Source organism: Pseudomonas sp. B10(2017) (assembly GCF_002113295.1).
GTDB classification, from domain to species: Bacteria; Pseudomonadota; Gammaproteobacteria; order Pseudomonadales; family Pseudomonadaceae; genus Aquipseudomonas; species Aquipseudomonas pudica.
Genome location: NZ_NEJU01000032.1, coordinates 14,657 through 34,858 on the forward strand (window position 1 = coordinate 14,657; position 20,202 = coordinate 34,858).

Sequence of the window (20,202 nt, forward strand, 5' to 3'; positions counted from 1 at the left end):
TGCGCTTGAGGCATGATGGGGGGCTCAAGCTGATTGCGAGGTTCTCCGATGCGTGTGTGGATCGATGCCGACGCCTGCCCCAAGGCGGCCAAGGATCTGATCGTCAAGTTCGCCCTCAAGCGCAAGTTCGAGGTAGTGATGGTGGCGGGCCAGGCTGTGGCCAAGCCGGCGTTCGCGATCGTGCGCCTGATCGTGGTGCCCAGCGGCATGGACGCGGCCGATGATTACCTGGTGGAGCACGCCGTGCCTGGCGAGCTGGTGATCTGCAGTGACGTGCCGTTGGCCGACCGCCTGGTGAAAAAGGGCGTGGCGGCACTGGACCCGCGCGGGCGCGAGTTCGACGAGCGCAACATGGGTGATCGGCTGGCGGCGCGCAACCTGTTCACCGAGCTGCGCGAGCAGGGCCAGGTGGGGGGAGGGCAGGCGCCTTATGGCGAGCGCGAGAAGCAGGCGTTTGCCAATGCGCTGGACCGGATCATTGCCCGGTTGTCCAAACCCTGAAGCGACCCGGCTGGCGGTATGGACACGACGTGTGGGAGCGGCCTTGTGTCGCGAAAGGGCCGCGAAGCGGCCCCAGGATTTCAGCTTCGCCGCATAAATTGCCGGGGCCGCGCTGCGGCCCTTTCGCGACACAAGGCCGCTCCCACGGGGACCGCGTCAGATTCTGAATCTTGCACCCGTTACTCGTGCGTCAGCTCCAGCACCCGATCCACCAGCTTGTAGATCCCGCCAGCCGCTTCACTGATCGACTTGGCCTCCATGTACGCCGGGGTGGTCACCAGCTTGCGCTGGGTGTCCTCGACAATATCGTGGACATCGCACTCTTCATGAGTGCCACCCATCTTCGTCACGGCCGCCGCAGTGCCAGCGTCGGTACCGATGGTGCAGACCACGCCAGGGCCATAGATCTTCGCTGCCAGCGCCGGCGAGATGCAGATCAGGCCAACCGGCTTGCAGGCATCGGCAAAGGCTTCGGCCAGGGCCAGCACATCCGGGTGGACGCTGCAGTTGGCGCCTTCCACGGCAAAGTTGGACAGGTTCTTCGCCGCCCCGAAACCGCCTGGCACGATCAATGCGTCGAAGTCTTCGGCCTTGGCTTCGCGGATGTCCTTGACCTCACCGCGGGCAATGCGCGCCGACTCCACCAGTACATTGCGCGATTCGGGCATTTCCTCGCCAGTCAGGTGGTTGATCACGTGCATCTGCGCAATGTTCGGCGCGAAGCACTGCACCTGCGCACCACGCTGGTCGAGGCGCAGCAGGGTGATCACGCTTTCGTGGATTTCGGCGCCGTCATAAACGCCGCAGCCGGAAAGAATCACCGCTACTTTTTTTGTCATGCTTTTTACTCCAGTGTCGAGGCGCTAAATGTCCTCTAGTTTGGCAGATGTAGCCATAGGGATTCCTGCAAGCGCGGCCTAATCTTGGCGAACAACGCCTGAGGTCGTACCCATGGACCTGATCCTGCTGGCCGTGCCGTTCTTCTTCGTGCTGATCGCCGTCGAACTGCTGGCCGACCGTGTGCGCGGCCAGCGCAACTTCACCCTGGCCGACTCGATCAACAGCCTCAGCACCGGTGCGCTGTCGACCAGTACCGGGTTGCTGACCAAAGGGGTGGGGCTGGTGACCTATGCCCTGGTGTTCGAGCACATGGCGTTGCTGCGCCTGCCGCCGCAGGCCTGGTGGGTGTGGCTGCTGGCTTTTGTGTTGTACGACTTCTGCTACTACTGGCTGCATCGTCTGGGCCACGAGCGCAACGTGCTGTGGGCTGCGCACTCGGTGCATCACCAGAGCGAGGAATACAACCTCACCACGGCGCTGCGGCAGACCAGCAGCGGGTTCATCTTCTCGTGGCTGTTCTACCTGCCGCTGGCGATGCTCGGTGTGCCGCCGCTGGTTTTCATCACGGTGGCGTCGCTCAACCTGCTGTACCAGTTCTGGGTGCATACCCGGCATATTCCCAAGCTGGGCTGGCTCGAGTGGGTGTTGATCACGCCATCCAACCATCGCGTCCACCATGCGCAAAATCCTGCTTACTTGGATCGCAATTACGGCGGCGTGTTCATTCTCTGGGATCGTCTGTTCGGCACCTTCAAAGAGGAAGACCCGGCCGAGCCGGTGGTGTTCGGGGTGACCACGCCGCTGGCCAGCTGGAACCCGCTGTGGGCAAACCTGCAGTTCTATGCCCAGCTCTGGCACGACGCCCGACGTGCCGACAGCCCGTGGGACAAACTGCGAATCTGGTTCATGCCCACCGGCTGGCGGCCGGCCGATGTGGCCGCACGCTACCCGCAGGCCAAGCAGGACCTGGCGTTGTTTCGCAAGTTCGCGGTTGCCCTGGGCCGTGCGCAGCAGGCCTATGTGGCGGCGCAATTCGTGGGTTACGTGGCGCTGGGCAGCTATCTGATGGAGGTGGCCGATCGCGTGCCAACTGCCGCCCTGGTGCTCGGCTGGGCGCTGATGGCGTTTGGCTTGTTCGTGCTTGGCGCGCTGCTGGAGAACCGACCATGGGCCGTGCGCCTGGAGCTGTTACGGCTGCTGGCGAATGCGCCGGCGCTGTACCTGGCAGGCGCACTGGGCCTAGCGGTGGTCGTGCCGCTGGCCTGGTTGCTGCTCGTGGTTTACAGCTTGCTCAGCCTCTGGGGGCTGGGCCTTGCCCGCCGCCTTGCGCTCCGCGCGCAATGTGCGGAAGCGCCGACGCAGCCACAGCAGGCCGCCCAACGCCAACAGGCCACCGAGCACCCATAGCTCGTAGCGCTTCACGTTGCCCAGCAGGCCTTCGAGAATGGCGCCGAAGTGATACGCGGCCGCGCCCAGAGCCACTGCCCAGATGGCCGCGCCAAGACCATTCAGCAGCAGATAGCGGCGTGGCGGGTAGCCGGACAGGCCAATGGCCACCGGCATGACCGTGCGCAGGCCATAGACGAAGCGGAAACTCAGTACCCAGATGTCGGGGTGGCGACGGATGTGGTCCAGCGCCCGGTCACCCATCGCCTGCCAGCGCGGTTTGCGTGCCAGTATCCTGCGCCCGTGGCGTCGGCCCATGAAATACCACAGCTGGTCGCCGGCATAGCTGCCAAAAAAAGCCACCAGGCACACCAGGTTGATGTCCATGTAACCGCGGAACGCAAGGAATCCCGCAAGCACCAGGATGGTCTCGCCTTCGAAGAAGGTGCCTAGAAAAAGGGCGAAGTAGCCGAAATCCTGCAGGAATTGTTGAAGCATTTTCTGAGGTGCTGGCGAAATGAACGCGAAGCCTACCCCTTCGCGCGCGTTCGTGAAAGTGTCCAAATGTGTCTCGACATGAACAATTCCTGCTCGGAGAATGCCAGAAGCCATGCGCCATGGCTTGCCCTGACATGTAACACAGGCGTCATAATGGGCGCTTATCTTGCCGCTCAATAGATGATAGGGCGTTAACGTCCTCAGGAACGCCAGATGAATAATGAAGTGCTAACCCCTGTCGCGATCAAGGATGCTCAGGAACTCCCCGAAGAGATGGTGCAGACCCCGCCAGACCTGCCGCCGGCGCCCCTGCCTGCCGTGGAACCGGTGGCAGAGACTGCGGCTCCGGCACCCGCGCCGGCCCCGGCGATCATCATCCCGGGCCTGGACGACAGCAGCCTGTACATTCATCGCGAACTCTCCCAGTTGCAGTTCAATATCCGCGTCCTGGAGCAGGCGCTGGACGAGAGCTACCCGCTGCTAGAGCGCCTCAAGTTCCTGTTGATCTTCTCCAGCAACCTCGACGAGTTCTTCGAGATCCGAGTCGCCGGCCTGAAGAAGCAGATCAACTTTGCTCGTGAACAGGCCGGTGCGGACGGCCTGCAGCCGCACCAGGCGCTGGCGCGTATCAGCGACCTGGTGCACAGTGAAGTGGAGCGCCAGTACGCAATCCTCAACGATGTGCTGCTGCCCGAGCTGGAGAAGCACCATATCCGCTTCATCCGCCGGCGTCACTGGACCCCCAAGCTCAAGACCTGGGTGCGCCGCTACTTCCGCGACGAAATCGCCCCGATCATCACCCCGATCGGCCTCGACCCTACTCACCCGTTCCCGCTGCTGGTGAACAAGAGCCTCAACTTCATCGTCGAGCTCGAGGGTGTCGACGCCTTCGGTCGCGATTCGGGCCTGGCGATCATTCCGGCCCCGCGCCTGCTGCCGCGGGTCATCCGCGTGCCGGAAGAGGTGGGTGGCCCTGGCGCCAACTATGTGTTCCTGTCGTCAATGATCCACGCGCACGCCGACGACCTGTTCCAGGGCATGAAGGTGAAGGGCTGCTACCAGTTCCGCCTGACCCGTAACGCCGACCTGGCGCTGGACTCCGAAGAGGTCGATGACCTGGCCCGCGCCCTGCGCGGCGAGCTGTTCTCGCGCCGCTACGGTGACGCAGTGCGCCTGGAGGTCGCCGACACCTGCCCGAAACACTTGTCGGACTACCTGCTCAAGCAGTTCAGCCTCAGCGAAAGCGAGCTGTACCAGGTCAACGGCCCGGTCAACCTTACCCGCCTGTTCAGCATCACCGGCCTGGACAGCCACCCAGAGCTGCAGTACACGCCGTTCACCCCGGCGATCCCCAAGCTGCTGCAGAACGCCGACAATATCTTCAGCGTGATCGGCAAGCAGGACATCCTGCTGATGCACCCGTTCGAGTCCTTCACCCCGGTGATCGACCTGCTGCGGCAGGCCGCCAAGGACCCGCACGTGCTTGCCGTGCGCCAGACCCTGTACCGTTCCGGGGCCAACTCGGAAATCGTCGACGCGCTGGTGGACGCAGCGCGTAACGGCAAGGAGGTCACCGCGGTGATCGAGTTGCGGGCGCGCTTCGACGAAGAGTCCAACCTGCAGATGGCCAGCCGCCTGCAAGCGGCCGGTGCGGTGGTGATCTACGGCGTGGTCGGCTTCAAGACCCACGCTAAGATGATGCTGATCCTGCGCCGCGAGCAGGGCGAGATCGTGCGTTATGCGCACCTGGGCACTGGTAACTACCACGCCGGCAACGCCCGCCTGTACACCGACTACAGCCTGCTGACCTCCGACGACGCCCTCACCGAGGACGTCGGCAAGCTGTTCAGCCAGCTGATCGGCATGGGCAAGACCCTGCGCATGAAGAAGCTGCTGCACGCGCCGTTCACCCTGAAGAAGGGCATGCTCGACATGATCGCGCGGGAAACCCAGTTCGCCCTCGAAGGCAAGCCGGCGCATATCATCGCCAAGTTCAACTCGCTGACCGACGCCAAGGTCATCAAGGCGCTGTACAAAGCCAGCCAGTCGGGCGTGAAGATCGACCTGGTGGTGCGTGGCATGTGCTGCCTGCGCCCAGGCATTCCGGGGGTTTCGCACAACATTCAGGTGCGCTCGATCATCGGCCGCTTCCTCGAGCACACGCGGGTGTTCTACTTCCTCAATGGCGGCGAAGAGCAGATCTATCTGTCCAGTGCCGACTGGATGGAGCGCAACCTCGACAAGCGTGTCGAGACCTGCTTCCCGGTGGAAGGCAAGAAGCTGTTGCTGCGGGTGAAGAAGGAGCTGGAAGGCTACCTGACCGACAACACCCACGCCTGGACCCTGCAGCCGGACGGGCGCTACGTGCGCAGCACACCAACCGGCAACCAGAACCCGCGCAGTGCCCAGGCGACCCTGCTGGAGCGCCTGAGCAACCCGGTCCTCAACGTACGCTGAGGACGAAGCCGACCCGGGCCAGCCACTCCGCCTCGTTGGCGAAGTCGGCCTGGGTCAGCTGGTTCTGTTCCAGCCAGCCCTCGGGGAAGGCCACGTCTAGGCTGCTGTCGGCAGCCTTGAGCTCGACCTTCGGCATCTGCTGGTTGCCACGGATGTGGTGGAACAGGATGGCGAAGCGCAGCAGCACGCACAGGCGCAGCAGCTTGACCCCTTCCTCACCTAGTTCGGCGATCTTGTCCTTGGGGATGTTGCGGCGGTGGCCGCGCACCAGCAAGGCCATCATCTGCTGGTCCTCGCGGGAGAAGCCCGACAGGTCGGAGTGCTCGATCAGGTAGGCGCCGTGTTTATGGTAGTGGTAGTGAGCGATATCCAGGCCGATTTCGTGCACTTTTGCCGCCCAGCCCAGCAGATCGCGCCAGTTCCCGTCTTTGAGATCCCACGCGTCGGCCACTTGGTCGAAGGCGTGTAACGCCTTGCGTTCGACGCGCGCGGCCTGGCCCTGGTCCACGTGGTAGCGCTCCATCAGCGAGTTCAGTGTGCGTTCGCGCACGTCTTCGTGGTGGTGGCGGCCCAGCAGGTCGAACAGCACACCTTCGCGCAGGGCACCGTCGCAGTGGTCCATGCGCTGCAGTTCCAGGGCATCGAAGATCGCTTCGAGAATCGCCAGGCCCGCCGGGAAGATGGTGCGGCGGTCCGGCTTGACGCCTTCGAAGTCGATCTTGTCGACCTCGCCCAGCTTGAACAGCTTGCGCTTGACCCAGGCCAGCCCCTCGGCGTTGACCTCGCCATTGCCCAGACCACCTGCCTTGATGGCTGCGCCGATGGCACGAATGGTACCGGACGAGCCGATGGCCTCGTCCCAGGTCAGGCGGTGCAGGGCATTCTCGATGCTCATCAGCTCCAGGCGCGCGGCGGTGTAGGCCTGGGCGTAGCGGGCCGGGGTGATCTTGCCGTCGCGGAAGTAGCGCTGGGTGAAGCTGACGCAGCCCATCTGCAGGCTTTCGCGCAGCAGCGGCTCGAAGCGCTGGCCGATGATGAACTCGGTACTGCCGCCGCCGATATCGGCCACCAGGCGTTTGCCGGGGGTATCGGCCAGGGTGTGCGACACGCCCAGGTAGATCAGGCGCGCTTCTTCACGGCCAGAGATTACCTCGACCGGGTGGCCAAGGATGGCTTCGGCGCGCTGGATGAATTCGTTGCGGTTGCGCGCTTCGCGCAAGGCGTTGGTACCGACGATACGCACCGAGCCTGCCGGCATGCCGTTGATCAGTTGGGAAAAGCGCTTGAGGCAATCCAGGCCTCGTTCCATTGCCTCTTCACTGAGCTTGCGTTCTTCGTCGATGCCGGCGGCCAGCTGAACCTTCTCGCCGAGCCGCTCGAGAATGCGGATTTCGGTATGGTGGGCCTTGGCCACGACCATGTGAAAGCTGTTGGAGCCAAGGTCGATGGCGGCGATCAGGGACAGGTTCTTCGCGATGGTATGCGGCATGATCTGGTTGTTCTCGGTCGTTAACCCGGCAATCGTGCCACGATAGCAGGCTGTCGCCAACGCGTGGTACACAGCCGTTGAGCTGGCCTTGATGCAAGGCAATGTGCCATTCGATGCTATGACGTTTGCATGACAGTTTCGATTCGTGGCGTCTTGCACAACTATAGTTACACTCAATCGTCCGTGGCTTCCTGTCGGGCGTGGGTACGGCTATCATGGGCCACGTTTTTTTGCTTACGACCCTGGAGATATCCATGAGCAGCGATCTGATCAAACATGTCACCGACGCCTCCTTCGAAGCCGATGTCCTTAAGGCCGAAGGCGCCGTACTGGTCGACTACTGGGCTGAATGGTGCGGTCCATGCAAGATGATCGCTCCGGTACTGGACGACATCGCCTCCACCTACGAGGGCAAACTGACCGTCGCCAAGCTGAACATCGACGAGAACCAGGAAACCCCGGCCAAGCACGGCGTGCGTGGTATCCCGACGCTGATGCTGTTCAAGAACGGCAACGTCGAAGCCACCAAGGTCGGCGCCCTGTCCAAATCGCAGCTGGCCGCGTTCCTCGACGCCCACCTGTGATGTGAAAAAGCCCCGCAGATGCGGGGCTTTTCTTTTTCAGAGCACTAGACGCAGAAAAAAGCAAGTGTTACATTCGGCCTCGCACTGCGTCTCCAGTGCCCTCTACACGCCGTCGCCGAAGCATCCCTAATTCGAATCAGTACGCGATCCTGTCGCCATCTAGCGGCGCGGCCTCATTAAGCCAGAAGCTTAATTCTCCCTTCTTACATGATTACGTCACTCCCCTTATGAACCTGACTGAACTCAAGCAAAAGCCGATTACCGATCTTTTGGAAATGGCCGAACAGATGGGCATCGAAAACATGGCCCGTTCGCGCAAACAGGACGTGATTTTCGCCCTGCTGAAGAAGCACGCGAAAAGCGGCGAAGAGATCTCGGGTGACGGCGTGCTGGAGATTCTCCAGGATGGTTTCGGTTTCCTGCGTTCGGCTGATGCGTCCTACCTGGCCGGCCCTGACGACATCTACGTCTCGCCCAGCCAGATCCGCCGTTTCAACCTGCGTACCGGTGACACCATCGTCGGCAAGATTCGTCCGCCGAAGGAAGGGGAGCGTTACTTCGCCCTGCTGAAGGTCGACACCATCAACTTCGACCGCCCGGAAAACGCGAAGAACAAGATCCTGTTCGAAAACCTGACGCCGCTGTTCCCGAACAAGCGCCTGAAGATGGAAGCCGGTAACGGCTCCACCGAAGACCTGACCGGCCGCGTCATCGACCTGTGCGCTCCGATCGGCAAAGGCCAGCGTGGCCTGATCGTTGCTCCGCCGAAAGCGGGCAAGACGATCATGCTGCAGAACATCGCGGCCAACATCACCCGTAACAATCCCGAGTGCCACCTGATCGTCCTGCTGATCGACGAGCGCCCGGAAGAAGTGACCGAAATGCAGCGCACCGTGCGTGGCGAAGTGGTTGCCTCCACCTTCGACGAGCCGCCAACCCGCCACGTGCAGGTTGCCGAAATGGTGATCGAGAAGGCCAAGCGCCTGGTCGAGCACAAGAAGGACGTGGTCATCCTGCTGGACTCCATCACCCGTCTGGCACGTGCCTACAACACCGTCATCCCGAGCTCCGGCAAGGTGCTGACTGGTGGTGTCGACGCCCACGCCCTGGAGAAGCCGAAGCGCTTCTTCGGTGCCGCGCGTAACATCGAGGAAGGCGGTTCGCTGACCATCATCGCCACCGCGCTGGTCGAAACCGGCTCGAAGATGGACGAGGTTATCTACGAAGAGTTCAAGGGCACTGGCAACATGGAGCTGCCGCTGGACCGCCGCATCGCCGAGAAGCGTGTGTTCCCGGCTATCAACATCAACCGTTCCGGTACCCGCCGCGAAGAGCTGCTGACCGCCGACGACGAACTGCAGCGCATGTGGATCCTGCGCAAGCTGCTGCACCCGATGGACGAAATCGCCGCCATCGAGTTCCTGGTCGACAAGCTCAAGCAGACCAAGACCAACGACGAGTTCTTCCTGTCGATGAAGCGCAAGTAAGCGTTTCAGGCCGGAATTGATTGGGGCTGCTTCGCAGCCCATCGCCGGCAAGCCAGCTCCCATAGGTACTGTACAGCTCTTGAAGCTTGTGCGGACTCTGTGGGAGCTGGCTTGCCGGCGATGGGGCGCGAAGCGGCCCCAAGTCATTTTTGGCTATTAAGCACTGAACGGCGCTACACTCTGCACCCCGACCGATACGGCCAACACGAGGCTCCTGCATGCAGTATCGCGACTTGCGCGACTTCATCCGTGGCCTGGAACAGCGCGGCGAGCTCAAGCGCATCCAGGTTCCGATCTCCCCCGTCCTGGAAATGACCGAGGTCTGCGACCGCACCCTGCGTGCCAAGGGCCCTGCATTGCTGTTCGAAAAGCCTACCGGCTTCGACATCCCGGTGCTGGGCAACCTGTTCGGTACTCCGGAGCGCGTGGCCATGGGCATGGGTGCCGAGTCGGTCGATGAGCTGCGGGAAATCGGCAAGCTGCTGGCCTTCCTCAAGGAGCCCGAACCGCCGAAGGGCCTGAAGGATGCCTGGTCCAAGCTGCCGATCTTCAAGAAAGTCGTGTCGATGGCGCCGAAAGTGGTCAAGGACGCGGTGTGTCAGGAAGTGGTGGTCGAGGGGGACGATGTCGACCTCGGCGCCCTGCCGATCCAGCACTGCTGGCCGGGCGACGTGGCGCCGCTGATCACCTGGGGCCTCACCGTCACCCGCGGCCCGAACAAGGACCGCCAGAACCTGGGCATCTACCGCCAGCAGGTGATCGGCCGCAACAAGGTCATCATGCGCTGGCTCAGCCACCGTGGCGGCGCCCTGGACTACCGCGAATGGTGCGAGAAGAACCCTGGCCAACCGTTCCCCGTCGCCGTGGCCCTGGGCGCTGACCCGGCCACCATCCTCGGCGCCGTGACCCCGGTGCCGGACACCCTCTCCGAGTACGCCTTCGCCGGCCTGCTGCGCGGCAACCGCACCGAACTGGTCAAGTGCCGGGGCAGCAACCTGCAGGTACCGGCTACCGCCGAAATCATCCTGGAAGGCGTGATCCACCCGGGCGAAATGGCCCCGGAAGGCCCGTATGGCGACCACACCGGCTACTACAACGAAGTGGACAGCTTCCCGGTGTTCACCGTCGAGCGCATCACCCATCGGCAGAAACCGATCTACCACAGCACCTACACCGGCCGCCCGCCAGATGAGCCGGCGATCCTCGGCGTGGCGCTGAACGAAGTGTTCGTGCCGATCCTGCAGAAGCAGTTCCCGGAAATCGTCGATTTCTACCTGCCGCCGGAAGGCTGCTCGTACCGCATGGCGGTGGTGACCATGAAGAAGCAGTACCCAGGCCACGCCAAGCGCGTGATGCTGGGTGTGTGGTCGTTCCTGCGACAGTTCATGTACACCAAATTCGTTATTGTCACCGATGACGATATCAATGCTCGTGACTGGAACGATGTGATCTGGGCCATTACCACGCGCATGGACCCCAAGCGTGATACGGTGATGATCGACAACACCCCGATCGACTACCTGGACTTCGCGTCGCCGGTATCAGGGCTGGGGTCGAAGATGGGCCTGGACGCCACGCACAAGTGGCCGGGCGAGACTACACGCGAATGGGGACGGGTCATCGTCAAGGACGAAGCCGTCACCCGCCGTATCGATGAGCTGTGGGATCAGTTGGGAATAGATTGATGCAGGTAACGTTGCAGCCGTCCGGGGCGGTGCTGGCGCTCGAACCCGGGGAACGGATCCTGGATGGAGCGCGGCGGCTGGGCTATGACTGCCCGAACAGCTGCCGCAATGGCAATTGCCATGTCTGCGCCGCGTTGTTGGTCGAAGGCCGGGTACGCCAGGACGGTGAAGTCCGCGACCATGGCGAGCTGTTCACCTGCATTGCCGAACCGCTGGAGGACTGCGTGTTGCTCTGGGATGGTGTGCTCGCCCTGGGCGAGTTGCCGGTGCGCAAACTGGCGTGCAGTGTCAGTGAGTGCGTCGAGGTCGGTGGCGACGTCTGGCGCGTGCGGTTGCGCGCGCCGGCGGGCAGGCCGCCGCGCTACCACGCGGGGCAGTACCTGATGATCGAGCGCGAAGGCGGCAAGCAGGCGGCGTTTTCGCTGGCTTCCGCACCCCATGCCGGGCGCGAACTGGAGCTGCATGTGCTGGCGCGCGAGCCCAGTGCGCTGCAACTTATCGAGCAACTCAAGGGCGACGGCCTGGCGCGCATCGAAATGCCGTTCGGCGACACCCACCTGGCCGAGTTGCCTGACGGGCCGCTGGTGCTGATCGCTGCTGGCACCGGCATGGGCCAGATGCACAGCCTGGTCGAGCATTGCCGGGCTCAGGGTTTCAAGCACCCGGTGCACCTGTACTGGGGCGTGCGTCGGCCCGAAGACTTCTACCAGATCGAGCACTGGGACGAATGGCAGCGCCTGCCCAACCTGTTCCTTCACCAGGTGGTCAGCGACCTGTGCGGTTGGGAAGGCCGTTGCGGCATGCTGCATGAGGCGGTCTGCGAAGACATCGCCGACCTCAACAGCGTGCATGTATATGCCAGCGGCTCGCCGAACATGATCTATGCCACTCTCGACGCCCTGGTCGAAGCCGGCATGGATGCGCACCGCATGCGCGCCGATGTGTTTGCCTACGCACCACGCGGCTAATAACCGAAGTTTGAAAGTATGGGTATAAGGCGGTAATTGTTACCGCCTTGGCTAATAACTTTCACAGTTGCCGAAACAGTACTTTCCAGTCGTCGGGAGCGCGGATGAAACTCTGGCGCGAGGGCTTGAGTATTCCTGTACTTCTGTCCTATGGTTACTGCAAGCGCCCTTGGTACAGAGGCTTGGGGCGCATCGTAATCGAATCTCGCTACATCCGTAGTTTACAGGGATAATGGCGGCAGCTTATGTCGGCACTTGAAAGTATGTCCTGGGAAGTTTCATATCCACCGACACTCGACTTCGGTCAGCAACATACTCGCGAACAGTTGTTCAATTCCATGAAGACAACCATGTCTCGCCATCAGGGTGGGCCGGTTTGGCTGTTCGCCTATGGCTCGTTGATCTGGCGACCGGAGTGCAACTCGGTGGAACGCCAACGCGCGCGTGTACATGGTTACCACCGCGGCTTGTACCTGTGGTCGCACGAACACCGTGGCACCCCGGAAACCCCCGGGCTGGTGTTTGGCCTGGACCGCGGTGGGTCCTGCAGTGGTTTTGCCTACCGGTTGGATGACAGCAGCCTGGACGAGTCGCTGATGGCCCTGTGGCAGCGCGAGATGCCGTACCCGGCGTACCGGCCGCACTGGCTCAGTTGTCGGTTGGGTGATGGCAGCAAGGTGCAGGCCCTGGGCTTCGTGCTGGAGCGGCATTTGCCGTGCTATGCCGGGAACCTGCCGGACACCCTGCTCAGCCAGATACTGGCCAGTGCCAAGGGGCGCTATGGCACCACGCGTGATTATGTCGAACAGACCTTGAACGCCCTGCGCAGCCACCAGATGCCCGATCGCAACCTGGAGGCACGGTTCAGGCGCTGCCATAACCTGCGGGAGGTTTGATTACCTGTGCCGGCCTCTTCGCGGGTGAACCCGCGAAAAGGCCGGAACTGTCTTACCTGGCCAGCACCACCAACTTACCCACAGCCTGCCGCTGCCCCAACTTTTCAATGGCAGCCCCGGCTTCAGCCAGTGGATAAGTCTGCGATACCAGCGGCTTCAACTTGCCTTCGGCATGCCATGCAAACAGCTGCCGGAAGTTGGCCGCATTGTCCTCCGGCTGACGCTGAGCAAACGCTCCCCAGAATACCCCCAGTACCGCGGCACCTTTGAGGAGCACCAGGTTGGCCGCCAGCTGCGGGATGGTCCCGCTGGCAAAGCCTACCACCAGCAACCGGCCATTCCAGGCCAGCCCGCGCACTGCCTGTTCGAACAATTCGCCACCCACCGGGTCGTAGATCACGTCCACGCCCTGGCCGCCGGTCAGGCGCTTGATTTCGTCACGCAGGCTGGCCTGGCTGTAGTCGATCAGTTCATCCGCCCCGGCTGCCTTGGCCACGGCCAGTTTTTCCGCACTGCTGGCGGCCGCGATCACTCGCGCGCCCATGGCCTTGCCGATCTCCACCGCCGCCAGGCCGACCCCGCCGGACGCGCCCAGCACCAGCAGTGTCTCGCCCGCCTGCAACTGGCCGCGCTGACGCAGGGCGTGCATGGAGGTGCCGTAGGTCATGCCGAATGCTGCAGCGGTGGTGAAGTCCATGCTCGCCGGGATCGGCAGCACGTTGTAGAACGGCACCGCCACCTGCTCGGCAAACGCTCCCCAGCCGGTCAGTGCCATGACCCGGTCGCCGACCTTGAACGCGCCGGCCTTTTCTCCGACGGCGGCCACCACGCCCGCCGCCTCGCCGCCGGGGGAGAACGGCAACGGTGGCTGGAACTGGTACTTGCCTTCGATGATCAGGGTGTCGGGGAAGTTGACCCCGGCGGCCTGCACATCCAGCAGGATCTCGTTTTTCTTCGGCACCGGGCTGGTCACCTCTTCCAGCACCAGATCGCGCGCCGGGCCAAGGGTTTTGCACAACACAGCTTTCATCGGGGCTATTCCTTTGCGGGTCGTGGCCGATAAGTGTAGGAGGGCCGCCTGCCCGGTCAACGAGCATGGCCTGCCCTGATGTGCAGGCATAAGTGGCGGCATAAGCCCGGGCTTGGGTTTGAGCGGTGTGCTGGGTAAGCTGGCGCCAACTGTATTGAGGAGCGAATTCGTGAAAGCGTGGATCTTGATGGTGCTGGCGCTGCTGCTGCCGGCTGCGGCCATGGCCGAGGAAGCCAAGGAAGGGGCGCCAAAAGTCGCCTACATCAGCCTGAGCCCGCCCTTTGTCGGCAACTATGCCCTCGATGGCAGCCCGCGGCTGCGCGTGTACAAGGCCGACGTGGCCCTGCGCGTGACCGGCGACGAAGCCGCGAAGGCGGTGAAGCACCACGAGCCGCTGATCCGCAATCAGCTGGTGGCGCTGTTCACCCAACAGTCGGTGGACAGCATGAGCAACGTCGAGGCAAAGGAGCATCTTCGCCAGGAAGCGCTGAAACAGGTGCAGCAGGTAATGGAAGCCGAAGAGGGCAAGCCGATCGTTGAAGACTTGCTGTTCAACAACCTGATCGTGCAGTGACCTGAAGCACTGTGAGGTCGATTGCTGGTGAGCTGGATTGAAGTCAGGCTTACCACGGTTGTAGGACCTTTCCGTCTTTCCTGTAAGCCCGCCAGTTTTCGGTTTCTGAAGCCAAGGCCAAGCTAAATTGTGCCTTGTCTTCAGTTGCTTGAGAGTGTTGGCAATGCCTTTGAAGTACCAGCCGAAAGAGGCGACTGTACTGATGTGCGACTTTTCAGGCTTTCAAGTGCCTGAAATGATCAAGGTGCGCCCGGTTGTCGTTCTTCGCAAGCACAGTCAAAACCGTCAGTTGGTGACGATAATCCCGCTGAGCACCACCGCTCCGGATCACATGACAAGGCATCACGTTGTGCTGCCGAGCTATCTCCCTGGCCCGGCCCTGACATGCTGGGCGAAGTGCGACATGATCTACACAGTAGCTACCTCCAGACTGGACAGATGTCGGGTCAGGTCGCGGCAGGGCGGTGGTCGGGAATACATCACCTTTACAATGCGGCCAGAGCATTTCGCCGCCGTGAGGGCTGCTGTTGGCTTTACGCTGGGCTTCACACATCCAGCAACAGTGCAGTCTGTTGGCAATGTAACGCTCGATACGTGATAATGGGCCTGTTCCCGTAAGGGGCTTGCAAGACTCTGCGGATCCTGGTTCAACCAGCAATTACAGAGCCGGGCAGGTATATGGCGATGACAAGCCGACCTGTCTGTGAGTAGGGCGCCGAAAGGCGCCCTTTGTCTTTGTGCTAGATCCCAATTTGGATCAGGACGCCAGGCTTCGGCGAAACCGCGCCAGCGCCACGCCGAAGAACACCAGCCCGATCACAGCCAGCGCCAGGATGTCCGGCCACACCACCGTCCACCCGGCATCACGGAACAGGATTGCGGCGCCAAGGCTGACAAAGTGCGTCGACGGCGACCCCTGCATCACCCACTGCAGCCACTGCGGCATGCTGTCCAGCGGTGTGCTGCCGCCGGACAGCAACAGCATCGGGATGATCACCGGGATTGCCAGCAGGCCGAATTGTGGCGTCGAGCGCGCCAAGGTGGCGAGGAAGATGCCCAGTGCGGTACTGGCGAACAGGTACAGCGCGGTCACGGCCAGGAACAGGCCCATCGAACCGGAGAGCGGCACGCCAAGCGCGCCCTTGACCACCACCACCAGCGAAATCCAGGTGCAGATCACCACCACCAGCGCGTTGCTGGCGATTTTCGCCAGCATGATTTCCAGCGCGGTCAGCGGCAGTACCAGCAGGTGGTCGAGGGTGCCGTGCTCGCGCTCGCGCAGCAACGCTGTCCCGGTGAGGATGATCGCCAGGATGGTGATGTTGTTGATGATCTGGATCACCGCCAGGAACCAGCCACCCTCCAGGTTGGGGTTGAACAGGGCCTTGGCGTTGATTACCACCGGGCTCTGTGTGTTGCTGCGCTGGCTGTAGTCGAGCAACTCGCGTTCGAAGATGCGGCCGATGTAGCCGGCCCCCATGAACGCTTGACTCATGGCCGTGGCGTCGACATTGATCTGCAGTTCCGGCGAGCGTCCGGCCAGCAGGTCGCTCTGGAAATTCATCGGCACGTTGATCACGAAGGTGTACTGGCCGCTGTCCATGGCCTGGTCCAGGTGCCCCGGGGCCAGCGGTACGGCGGGCTGGAACTCGGGCGGTTGCAGGGCTTCGCCGAGCTTGCGCGACAGCAGACTGTGGTCTTCGTCCACCACTGCGACGCTGGCGTTGTGCACGCCGATCACCGAGCCGGCTGCGGGCATGTAGATAGCCACGCTGAAGGCATACAGCAGGAACAACAGCAGCACGCTGTCGTGGCGCAGGCTGGTCAGCTCTTTCAGGCCAAGGCGCAGGGTATGGTTCAGGCGTGACATCTCAGGCCTCCTGCTTCTTCAGCATGGCCAGGCTCAGGCCGGTGAACACGGCAAAGAAGCTGAGCAGGATCAGGCACTGCGGCCACAGTTCGCGCAGGCCCAGCGCCTTGGTGAAGGTGCCGACCGCGATATCGAGGAAGTAGCCCGCCGGGAACAGCTGGCCCATCATCGCCGCCGCGCCGTCCAGCGACGAGCGTGGCACGATCAGCCCGGAGAACTGGATGGTCGGCAGGCTGGTGATGATCATGGTGCCCAGGATGGCGGCGATCTGGGTGCGGGTGAAGGCCGAGATCAGCAGGCCAAGGCTGGTGGTCGCCAGCAGATAGGCGACGCCGCCACAGGCCAGGGCCAGCACGCTGCCCTTGAGCGGCACGGCGAACAGCCAGCGGTTCATCGCCACCAGCAGCGCCAGGTTGACCAGGCTCACGGCCAGATAGGGCATCTGCTTGCCGAGCAGGAATTCCAGGCGGGTGAGGGGTGTGGCGTAGAAGTTGGTGATGGAGCCGAGCTCTTTCTCGCGGACGATACCCAGCGCGGTGAGCATGGCGGGGATGAAGGCCAAAATCAGCGCCATTACTCCTGGACCGATGGCGTTCACGCTGACTACATCCTGGTTGTAGCGAAAACGGGTTTCCAGGCGCACCAGGTCCTGGCGCTGCTGCGGCTGTGGGCTGGCCTTGGCCAGTTGCTCGAGGTTGGCCTGGTGCACGGCTTCAACGTAGTTGCGGCTGGTTTCCGCGCGGAACGGCATGCCGCCATCGAGCCAGGCAGCCACGACCGGTTGACGCCCGGCGTACAGGTCGCGGCCAAAGCCGGGCGGAATTTCCAGCGCCAGTTTGATTTCAGAGCGCTGCAGGCGCTGGTGCATTTCGCGGGTATCGCGGATGGGCGCCTGTTCGGCGAAATAGCGTGAACCACGGAAGGCTTCGAGGTAGGCCCGGCTTTGCGGGCTCTGGTCCTGGTCGTGTACGGCGAAGGCGAGGTTTTCCACATCCAGCGAAATGCCATAGCCAAAGATCACCATCATGAACACCGCCCCCAGCAGGGCGAAGGCCAGGCGTACCTTGTCGCGCAGCAGCTCCTTGCCCTCACGGCTGGCCACCGCCAGCAGGCGACGCAGGCTGAAACCCTGGCGCAGCGCTGGCGCAGGTGTGGTGGCCTGCTCCAGCACGGCGTTGTCGGTAGCTTGTGGCGCCAGTTCCTGGGCCTGTTCCAGGCAGCGTACGAACGCGTCCTCCAGGGTGTTGCCCTGGTACTGGCGTTGCAGGGCACCCGGCGTGTCGCAGGCCAGTACCCGGCCTGCATGCATCAGCGAGATACGGTCGCAGCGCTGGGCTTCGTTCATGAAGTGGGTGGACAGGAAAATGGTCACGCCCTGCTCGCGTGACAGCTCCACCAGCAGGCGCCAGAAGTCGTCACGGGCAGCCGGGTCGACGCCGGAGGTGGGTTCGTCGAGGATCAGCACTTCCGGGCGGTGCAGTACCGCCACTGCCAGTGACAGGCGCTGGCGCAGGCCGAGGGGCAGGGCGCCGGATGGCTGGTCGGCGATGGCACCCAGGTCGAAGCGCTCGATCAGTTCGTCGATACGCTGGCCGCTCTCGGCCTTGGGCAGGTCGAACAGGCGCGCATGCAGGTTCAGGTTCTGCCGGGTGCTGAGCTCGCCATACAGCGAAAAACTCTGCGACATGAAACCGACCCGCTTGCGCGTGGCCAGGTCGCTGGCATCCACCGGGCGGCCGAGCAGGCTGGCGCTGCCTTCGCTGGCCGGCATCAGGCCGGTGAGCACTTTCATGGTGGTGGTCTTGCCACAGCCGTTGGAGCCGAGGAAGCCGAAGATCTCCCCGCGGCCAATGGCGAAGCTGACCTTGTTCACGGCAGTGAAATCGCCAAAGCGCAGGGTCAGGTCGTGGGCCTCGATGGCGACCGAGGTGTCAGTGGCCGGGCGTGGTGGAATGATGAGCAGAGGGTGTTGTGCCTTGCCCGCGCCCTGGTAGTGGGTGAAGGCGTCGTCCAGCTTGCCGCTGGGGGTGACTGCGGCCAGTTCATGGCTGGGGCCGGCCGCCAGCAGGCGACCGCCATCGAGCATCAGGCAATGTTCGAACTGTTCGGCCTCCTCCATGTAGGCAGTGGCCACCAGCAGGGTCAGTTGCGGGCGCTGTGCGCGCACCTGTTCGACCAGTTCCCAGAAGCGCCGCCGTGACAGTGGGTCGACACCGGTGGTCGGCTCGTCGAGGATCAGCAGGTCCGGCTCGTGGATCAGCGCGCAGCACAGGCCCAGCTTCTGTTTCATACCGCCCGACAGCTTGCCCGCCGGGCGCTCGGCAAAGCGCTGCAGGTCGGTAGCCTGCAGCAGGTTGGCCATGCGCTGTTCGCATTCACGGCGGCCGAGGCCGAACAGGGTGGCGAAAAAGCGGATGTTCTCGCTGATCGACAGCTCCGGATACAGGTTGTTGCCCAGCCCCTGCGGCATGAACGCCACTTTCGGGTACAGCGCCGCGCGATGGCGCCGCTGGCGGATCGAGCCACCCAGCACCTGCAGTTCGCCCTGTTGCAGGCGCTTGACGCCGGCGATCAGCCCCAGCAGGGTCGATTTGCCAGCCCCGTCAGGGCCGATCAGCGCGCAGCGGGTGCCCGCCGGCAGGCTGAACCCTAGGGGGTGCAGGGCCACCAGGTCGCCGTAGCGATGGCTGATACCCTCGGCCAGCAGTGCCGCGGCGTTCATTGCAGGTTGGCCGGCCAGTCCACATCAGCCGTGCGTACATAGCCGGCGCCTGGCATACCCGGCTTGGCCTGCGGCACGGCGCCCGGGTCGGTCAGGCGCAACTTGACCCGGAACACCAGCTTTTGCCGCTCGTCGCGGGTTTCCACCTGCTTGGGGGTGAACTGGGCCTTGGCCGCGACAAAGGCCACCTTCGCCGGCAGCGCCCGCTCGGGCAGGGCGTCGAGCACGATCCGCGCCTGGTCGCCGACGGTCAGGCGGCCGCTGGTGGAGGCGGGCAGGTAGAGGTTCATGTACTGGTCGCTGGGGTCGATCAGCATCAGTACACGGCCGCCGGCACCCAACACTTCACCGGGCTCGGCCAGGCGCAGCTGGATGATGCCGTCGATCGGTGCGCGCAGGCTGCTGTCGTCGATTTCGCTGGTGAGCTGCGCCACCTGGGCCTCGGCGGCGCCGATGGCGGCCTTGATCGCCGCCAGTTGGGCGCGGGCGGCGACCACGGCGGCGTTGGCCGTGTCGAAGCGCGCCTGCTGTTGGTCGAGCAACTGCTGGCTGGCGTATTTGCGCTGGAAGATCTCGCGCACGCGCTTGAGCTCCTGGCTGGCCAGTAGCAGTTCGCTTTGGCGCAGCTGCACGCTGGCCTGGGCGGCGGCGTAGTTTTCCCGGGCGCGCAGCACTTCGGCTTCGGCCTGGCTGCGCTGGGCTTCCATGGTACGAGTGTCGATGCGCGCCAGCAGCTGGCCGCGATTTACCTTGTCACCTTCTTCGACCAGCACTTCGGCCAGGCGACCAGGGATTTTGCTGGCGATCTGCACCTCGGTGGCTTCCAGGCGGCCGTTGCCCATGCTCAGGCCTTCGGGCAACTGGTCGTGGAGCGACTTCCAGTACCCCAGCCCGCCGGCTGTTGCGAGCAGGGCGATCAGCGCGGTGGCGAAGATCCTGGGGGCGTATCGGTTCATCGTTCTGCATCCTTGCGGTCATGCACATTGCATCATGGTCTGCGGCCACGCGCGGCGTGTTGATATCAGTCAAATCCATGACTGGGTCTGCTTCGCAGCCCATCGCCGGCAAGCCAGCTCCCACAGGGGCAGCGCATGGCTTGAGGTCTATGCGGTCGGGGTGGGAGCAACTGTCTTGCTCAATTTCTAAAAGCTGGCGTGATCCCTGTGGGAGCGGGCTTGCCCGCGAACACGGGCGAAGCCCGTGCCATCCATCGCG

General features: G+C 63.2%; 16 protein-coding genes and 1 pseudogene. 10 read left to right on the forward strand and 7 right to left on the reverse strand.

The features are described from left to right. Positions 1-48: 48 nt before the first annotated feature. Positions 49-501 carry a YaiI/YqxD family protein gene (locus tag CAF92_RS25280; RefSeq protein ID WP_013974739.1) on the forward strand — a complete coding sequence of 151 codons (453 nt, stop codon included), beginning with the start codon at positions 49-51 and terminating at the stop codon, positions 499-501. A 179-nt stretch (positions 502-680) separates the two neighbouring features. Here CAF92_RS25280 and elbB read toward each other — a convergent pair whose 3' ends face one another. Continuing rightward, complete coding sequence (elbB, locus tag CAF92_RS25285) at positions 681-1,340, reverse strand: isoprenoid biosynthesis glyoxalase ElbB (protein ID WP_025341066.1); 660 nt, start codon at positions 1,338-1,340, stop codon at positions 681-683. 310 nt (positions 1,341-1,650) lie between these two features. Between elbB and CAF92_RS27715 the strand changes: the two are divergent. Beyond that, positions 1,651-2,079 (forward strand): annotated as a pseudogene (locus CAF92_RS27715) (sterol desaturase family protein); the annotation flags it as partial. Between the two features lie 501 nt (positions 2,080-2,580). On the opposite strand, the gene CAF92_RS25295 reads toward CAF92_RS27715, so the two are convergent. Next, positions 2,581-3,225 (reverse strand): DedA family protein, encoded by a 645-nt coding sequence (locus tag CAF92_RS25295; RefSeq protein WP_161797610.1) that lies wholly within the window; start codon positions 3,223-3,225, stop codon positions 2,581-2,583. Between the two features lie 213 nt (positions 3,226-3,438). Between CAF92_RS25295 and ppk1 the strand changes: the two genes are divergently transcribed. Continuing rightward, entirely contained in the window at positions 3,439-5,682 is a 2,244-nt protein-coding gene (gene ppk1 / locus CAF92_RS25300; RefSeq protein ID WP_046613641.1) for a polyphosphate kinase 1, read from the forward strand. Here the strand turns inward: ppk1 and ppx are convergent. Then, positions 5,669-7,171, reverse strand: coding sequence for an exopolyphosphatase (gene ppx / locus CAF92_RS25305; protein WP_046613640.1), 1,503 nt, complete (start codon positions 7,169-7,171; stop codon positions 5,669-5,671). The two genes, ppk1 and ppx, sit on opposite strands and share 14 nt — an antisense overlap. A 254-nt stretch (positions 7,172-7,425) precedes the next feature. Between ppx and trxA the strand changes: the two genes are divergently transcribed. From trxA to CAF92_RS25330, 5 genes are all read left to right on the forward strand, one after another. Continuing rightward, on the forward strand, positions 7,426-7,755 hold the full coding sequence (gene trxA, locus CAF92_RS25310) for a thioredoxin TrxA (protein WP_003253660.1): 330 nt from the start codon (positions 7,426-7,428) through the stop codon (positions 7,753-7,755). Between the two features lie 227 nt (positions 7,756-7,982). Further along, on the forward strand, positions 7,983-9,242 hold the full coding sequence (gene rho / locus CAF92_RS25315) for a transcription termination factor Rho (protein ID WP_003253661.1): 1,260 nt from the start codon (positions 7,983-7,985) through the stop codon (positions 9,240-9,242). Positions 9,243-9,460: 218 nt separating this feature from the next. Continuing rightward, a complete protein-coding gene (ubiD, locus tag CAF92_RS25320; RefSeq protein ID WP_025341062.1) occupies positions 9,461-10,927 on the forward strand; it encodes a 4-hydroxy-3-polyprenylbenzoate decarboxylase in 1,467 nt (488 codons plus the stop codon). Further along, positions 10,927-11,895, forward strand: a complete 969-nt coding sequence (locus tag CAF92_RS25325; protein WP_046613639.1) for a CDP-6-deoxy-delta-3,4-glucoseen reductase — start codon at positions 10,927-10,929, stop codon at positions 11,893-11,895. Before ubiD ends, CAF92_RS25325 begins: the two co-directional genes overlap by 1 nt. A gap of 245 nt (positions 11,896-12,140) precedes the next feature. After that, complete coding sequence (locus CAF92_RS25330; protein WP_085602257.1) at positions 12,141-12,791, forward strand: gamma-glutamylcyclotransferase; 651 nt, start codon at positions 12,141-12,143, stop codon at positions 12,789-12,791. Between the two features lie 52 nt (positions 12,792-12,843). Here CAF92_RS25330 and CAF92_RS25335 read toward each other — a convergent pair whose 3' ends face one another. Next, complete coding sequence (locus CAF92_RS25335; RefSeq protein ID WP_046613637.1) at positions 12,844-13,821, reverse strand: NADPH:quinone oxidoreductase family protein; 978 nt, start codon at positions 13,819-13,821, stop codon at positions 12,844-12,846. 169 nt (positions 13,822-13,990) lie between these two features. Here CAF92_RS25335 and CAF92_RS25340 point away from each other — a divergent pair, with 169 nt between their 5' ends. Both CAF92_RS25340 and CAF92_RS25345 read left to right on the forward strand, forming a co-directional pair. Next, positions 13,991-14,395: a flagellar basal body-associated protein FliL gene (locus tag CAF92_RS25340; RefSeq protein WP_025341058.1), complete on the forward strand. Its 405-nt coding sequence runs from the start codon at positions 13,991-13,993 to the stop codon at positions 14,393-14,395. Positions 14,396-14,558: 163 nt separating this feature from the next. Continuing rightward, positions 14,559-14,993: a type II toxin-antitoxin system PemK/MazF family toxin gene (locus tag CAF92_RS25345; protein ID WP_230385073.1), complete on the forward strand. Its 435-nt coding sequence runs from the start codon at positions 14,559-14,561 to the stop codon at positions 14,991-14,993. Positions 14,994-15,152: 159 nt separating this feature from the next. Here CAF92_RS25345 and CAF92_RS25350 read toward each other — a convergent pair whose 3' ends face one another. From CAF92_RS25350 to CAF92_RS25360, 3 genes are read right to left on the reverse strand one after another with little or no spacing between them, the layout of a single operon-like run. Then, the gene (locus CAF92_RS25350) at positions 15,153-16,265 is read right to left on the reverse strand and encodes an ABC transporter permease (RefSeq protein WP_085602258.1); all 1,113 of its coding nucleotides are present in this window, start codon (positions 16,263-16,265) and stop codon (positions 15,153-15,155) included. Position 16,266: 1 nt separating this feature from the next. Continuing rightward, positions 16,267-18,987, reverse strand: a complete 2,721-nt coding sequence (gene rbbA / locus CAF92_RS25355) for a ribosome-associated ATPase/putative transporter RbbA (RefSeq protein WP_085602259.1) — start codon at positions 18,985-18,987, stop codon at positions 16,267-16,269. After that, positions 18,984-19,943, reverse strand: coding sequence for an HlyD family secretion protein (locus tag CAF92_RS25360; protein WP_046613633.1), 960 nt, complete (start codon positions 19,941-19,943; stop codon positions 18,984-18,986). Before CAF92_RS25360 ends, rbbA begins: the two co-directional genes overlap by 4 nt. Between the last annotated feature and the right edge of the window lie 259 nt (positions 19,944-20,202).

Bases quoted from the DNA above. Each gene is read 5' to 3' on its own strand.
- CAF92_RS25330 (WP_085602257.1), top strand. From the start codon at position 12,141: ATGTCGGCACTTGAAAGTATGTCCTGGGAAGTTTCATATCCACCGACA.
- CAF92_RS25295 (WP_161797610.1), bottom strand. From the start codon at position 3,225: ATGCTTCAACAATTCCTGCAGGATTTCGGCTACTTCGCCCTTTTTCTA.
- rho (WP_003253661.1), top strand. From the start codon at position 7,983: ATGAACCTGACTGAACTCAAGCAAAAGCCGATTACCGATCTTTTGGAA.
- rbbA (WP_085602259.1), bottom strand. From the start codon at position 18,987: ATGAACGCCGCGGCACTGCTGGCCGAGGGTATCAGCCATCGCTACGGC.
- CAF92_RS25360 (WP_046613633.1), bottom strand. From the start codon at position 19,943: ATGAACCGATACGCCCCCAGGATCTTCGCCACCGCGCTGATCGCCCTG.
- CAF92_RS25325 (WP_046613639.1), top strand. From the start codon at position 10,927: ATGCAGGTAACGTTGCAGCCGTCCGGGGCGGTGCTGGCGCTCGAACCC.
- ppx (WP_046613640.1), bottom strand. From the start codon at position 7,171: ATGCCGCATACCATCGCGAAGAACCTGTCCCTGATCGCCGCCATCGAC.
- CAF92_RS25350 (WP_085602258.1), bottom strand. From the start codon at position 16,265: ATGTCACGCCTGAACCATACCCTGCGCCTTGGCCTGAAAGAGCTGACC.
- trxA (WP_003253660.1), top strand. From the start codon at position 7,426: ATGAGCAGCGATCTGATCAAACATGTCACCGACGCCTCCTTCGAAGCC.
- CAF92_RS25280 (WP_013974739.1), top strand. From the start codon at position 49: ATGCGTGTGTGGATCGATGCCGACGCCTGCCCCAAGGCGGCCAAGGAT.
- ppk1 (WP_046613641.1), top strand. From the start codon at position 3,439: ATGAATAATGAAGTGCTAACCCCTGTCGCGATCAAGGATGCTCAGGAA.
- ubiD (WP_025341062.1), top strand. From the start codon at position 9,461: ATGCAGTATCGCGACTTGCGCGACTTCATCCGTGGCCTGGAACAGCGC.
- CAF92_RS25335 (WP_046613637.1), bottom strand. From the start codon at position 13,821: ATGAAAGCTGTGTTGTGCAAAACCCTTGGCCCGGCGCGCGATCTGGTG.
- elbB (WP_025341066.1), bottom strand. From the start codon at position 1,340: ATGACAAAAAAAGTAGCGGTGATTCTTTCCGGCTGCGGCGTTTATGAC.
- CAF92_RS25345 (WP_230385073.1), top strand. From the start codon at position 14,559: ATGCCTTTGAAGTACCAGCCGAAAGAGGCGACTGTACTGATGTGCGAC.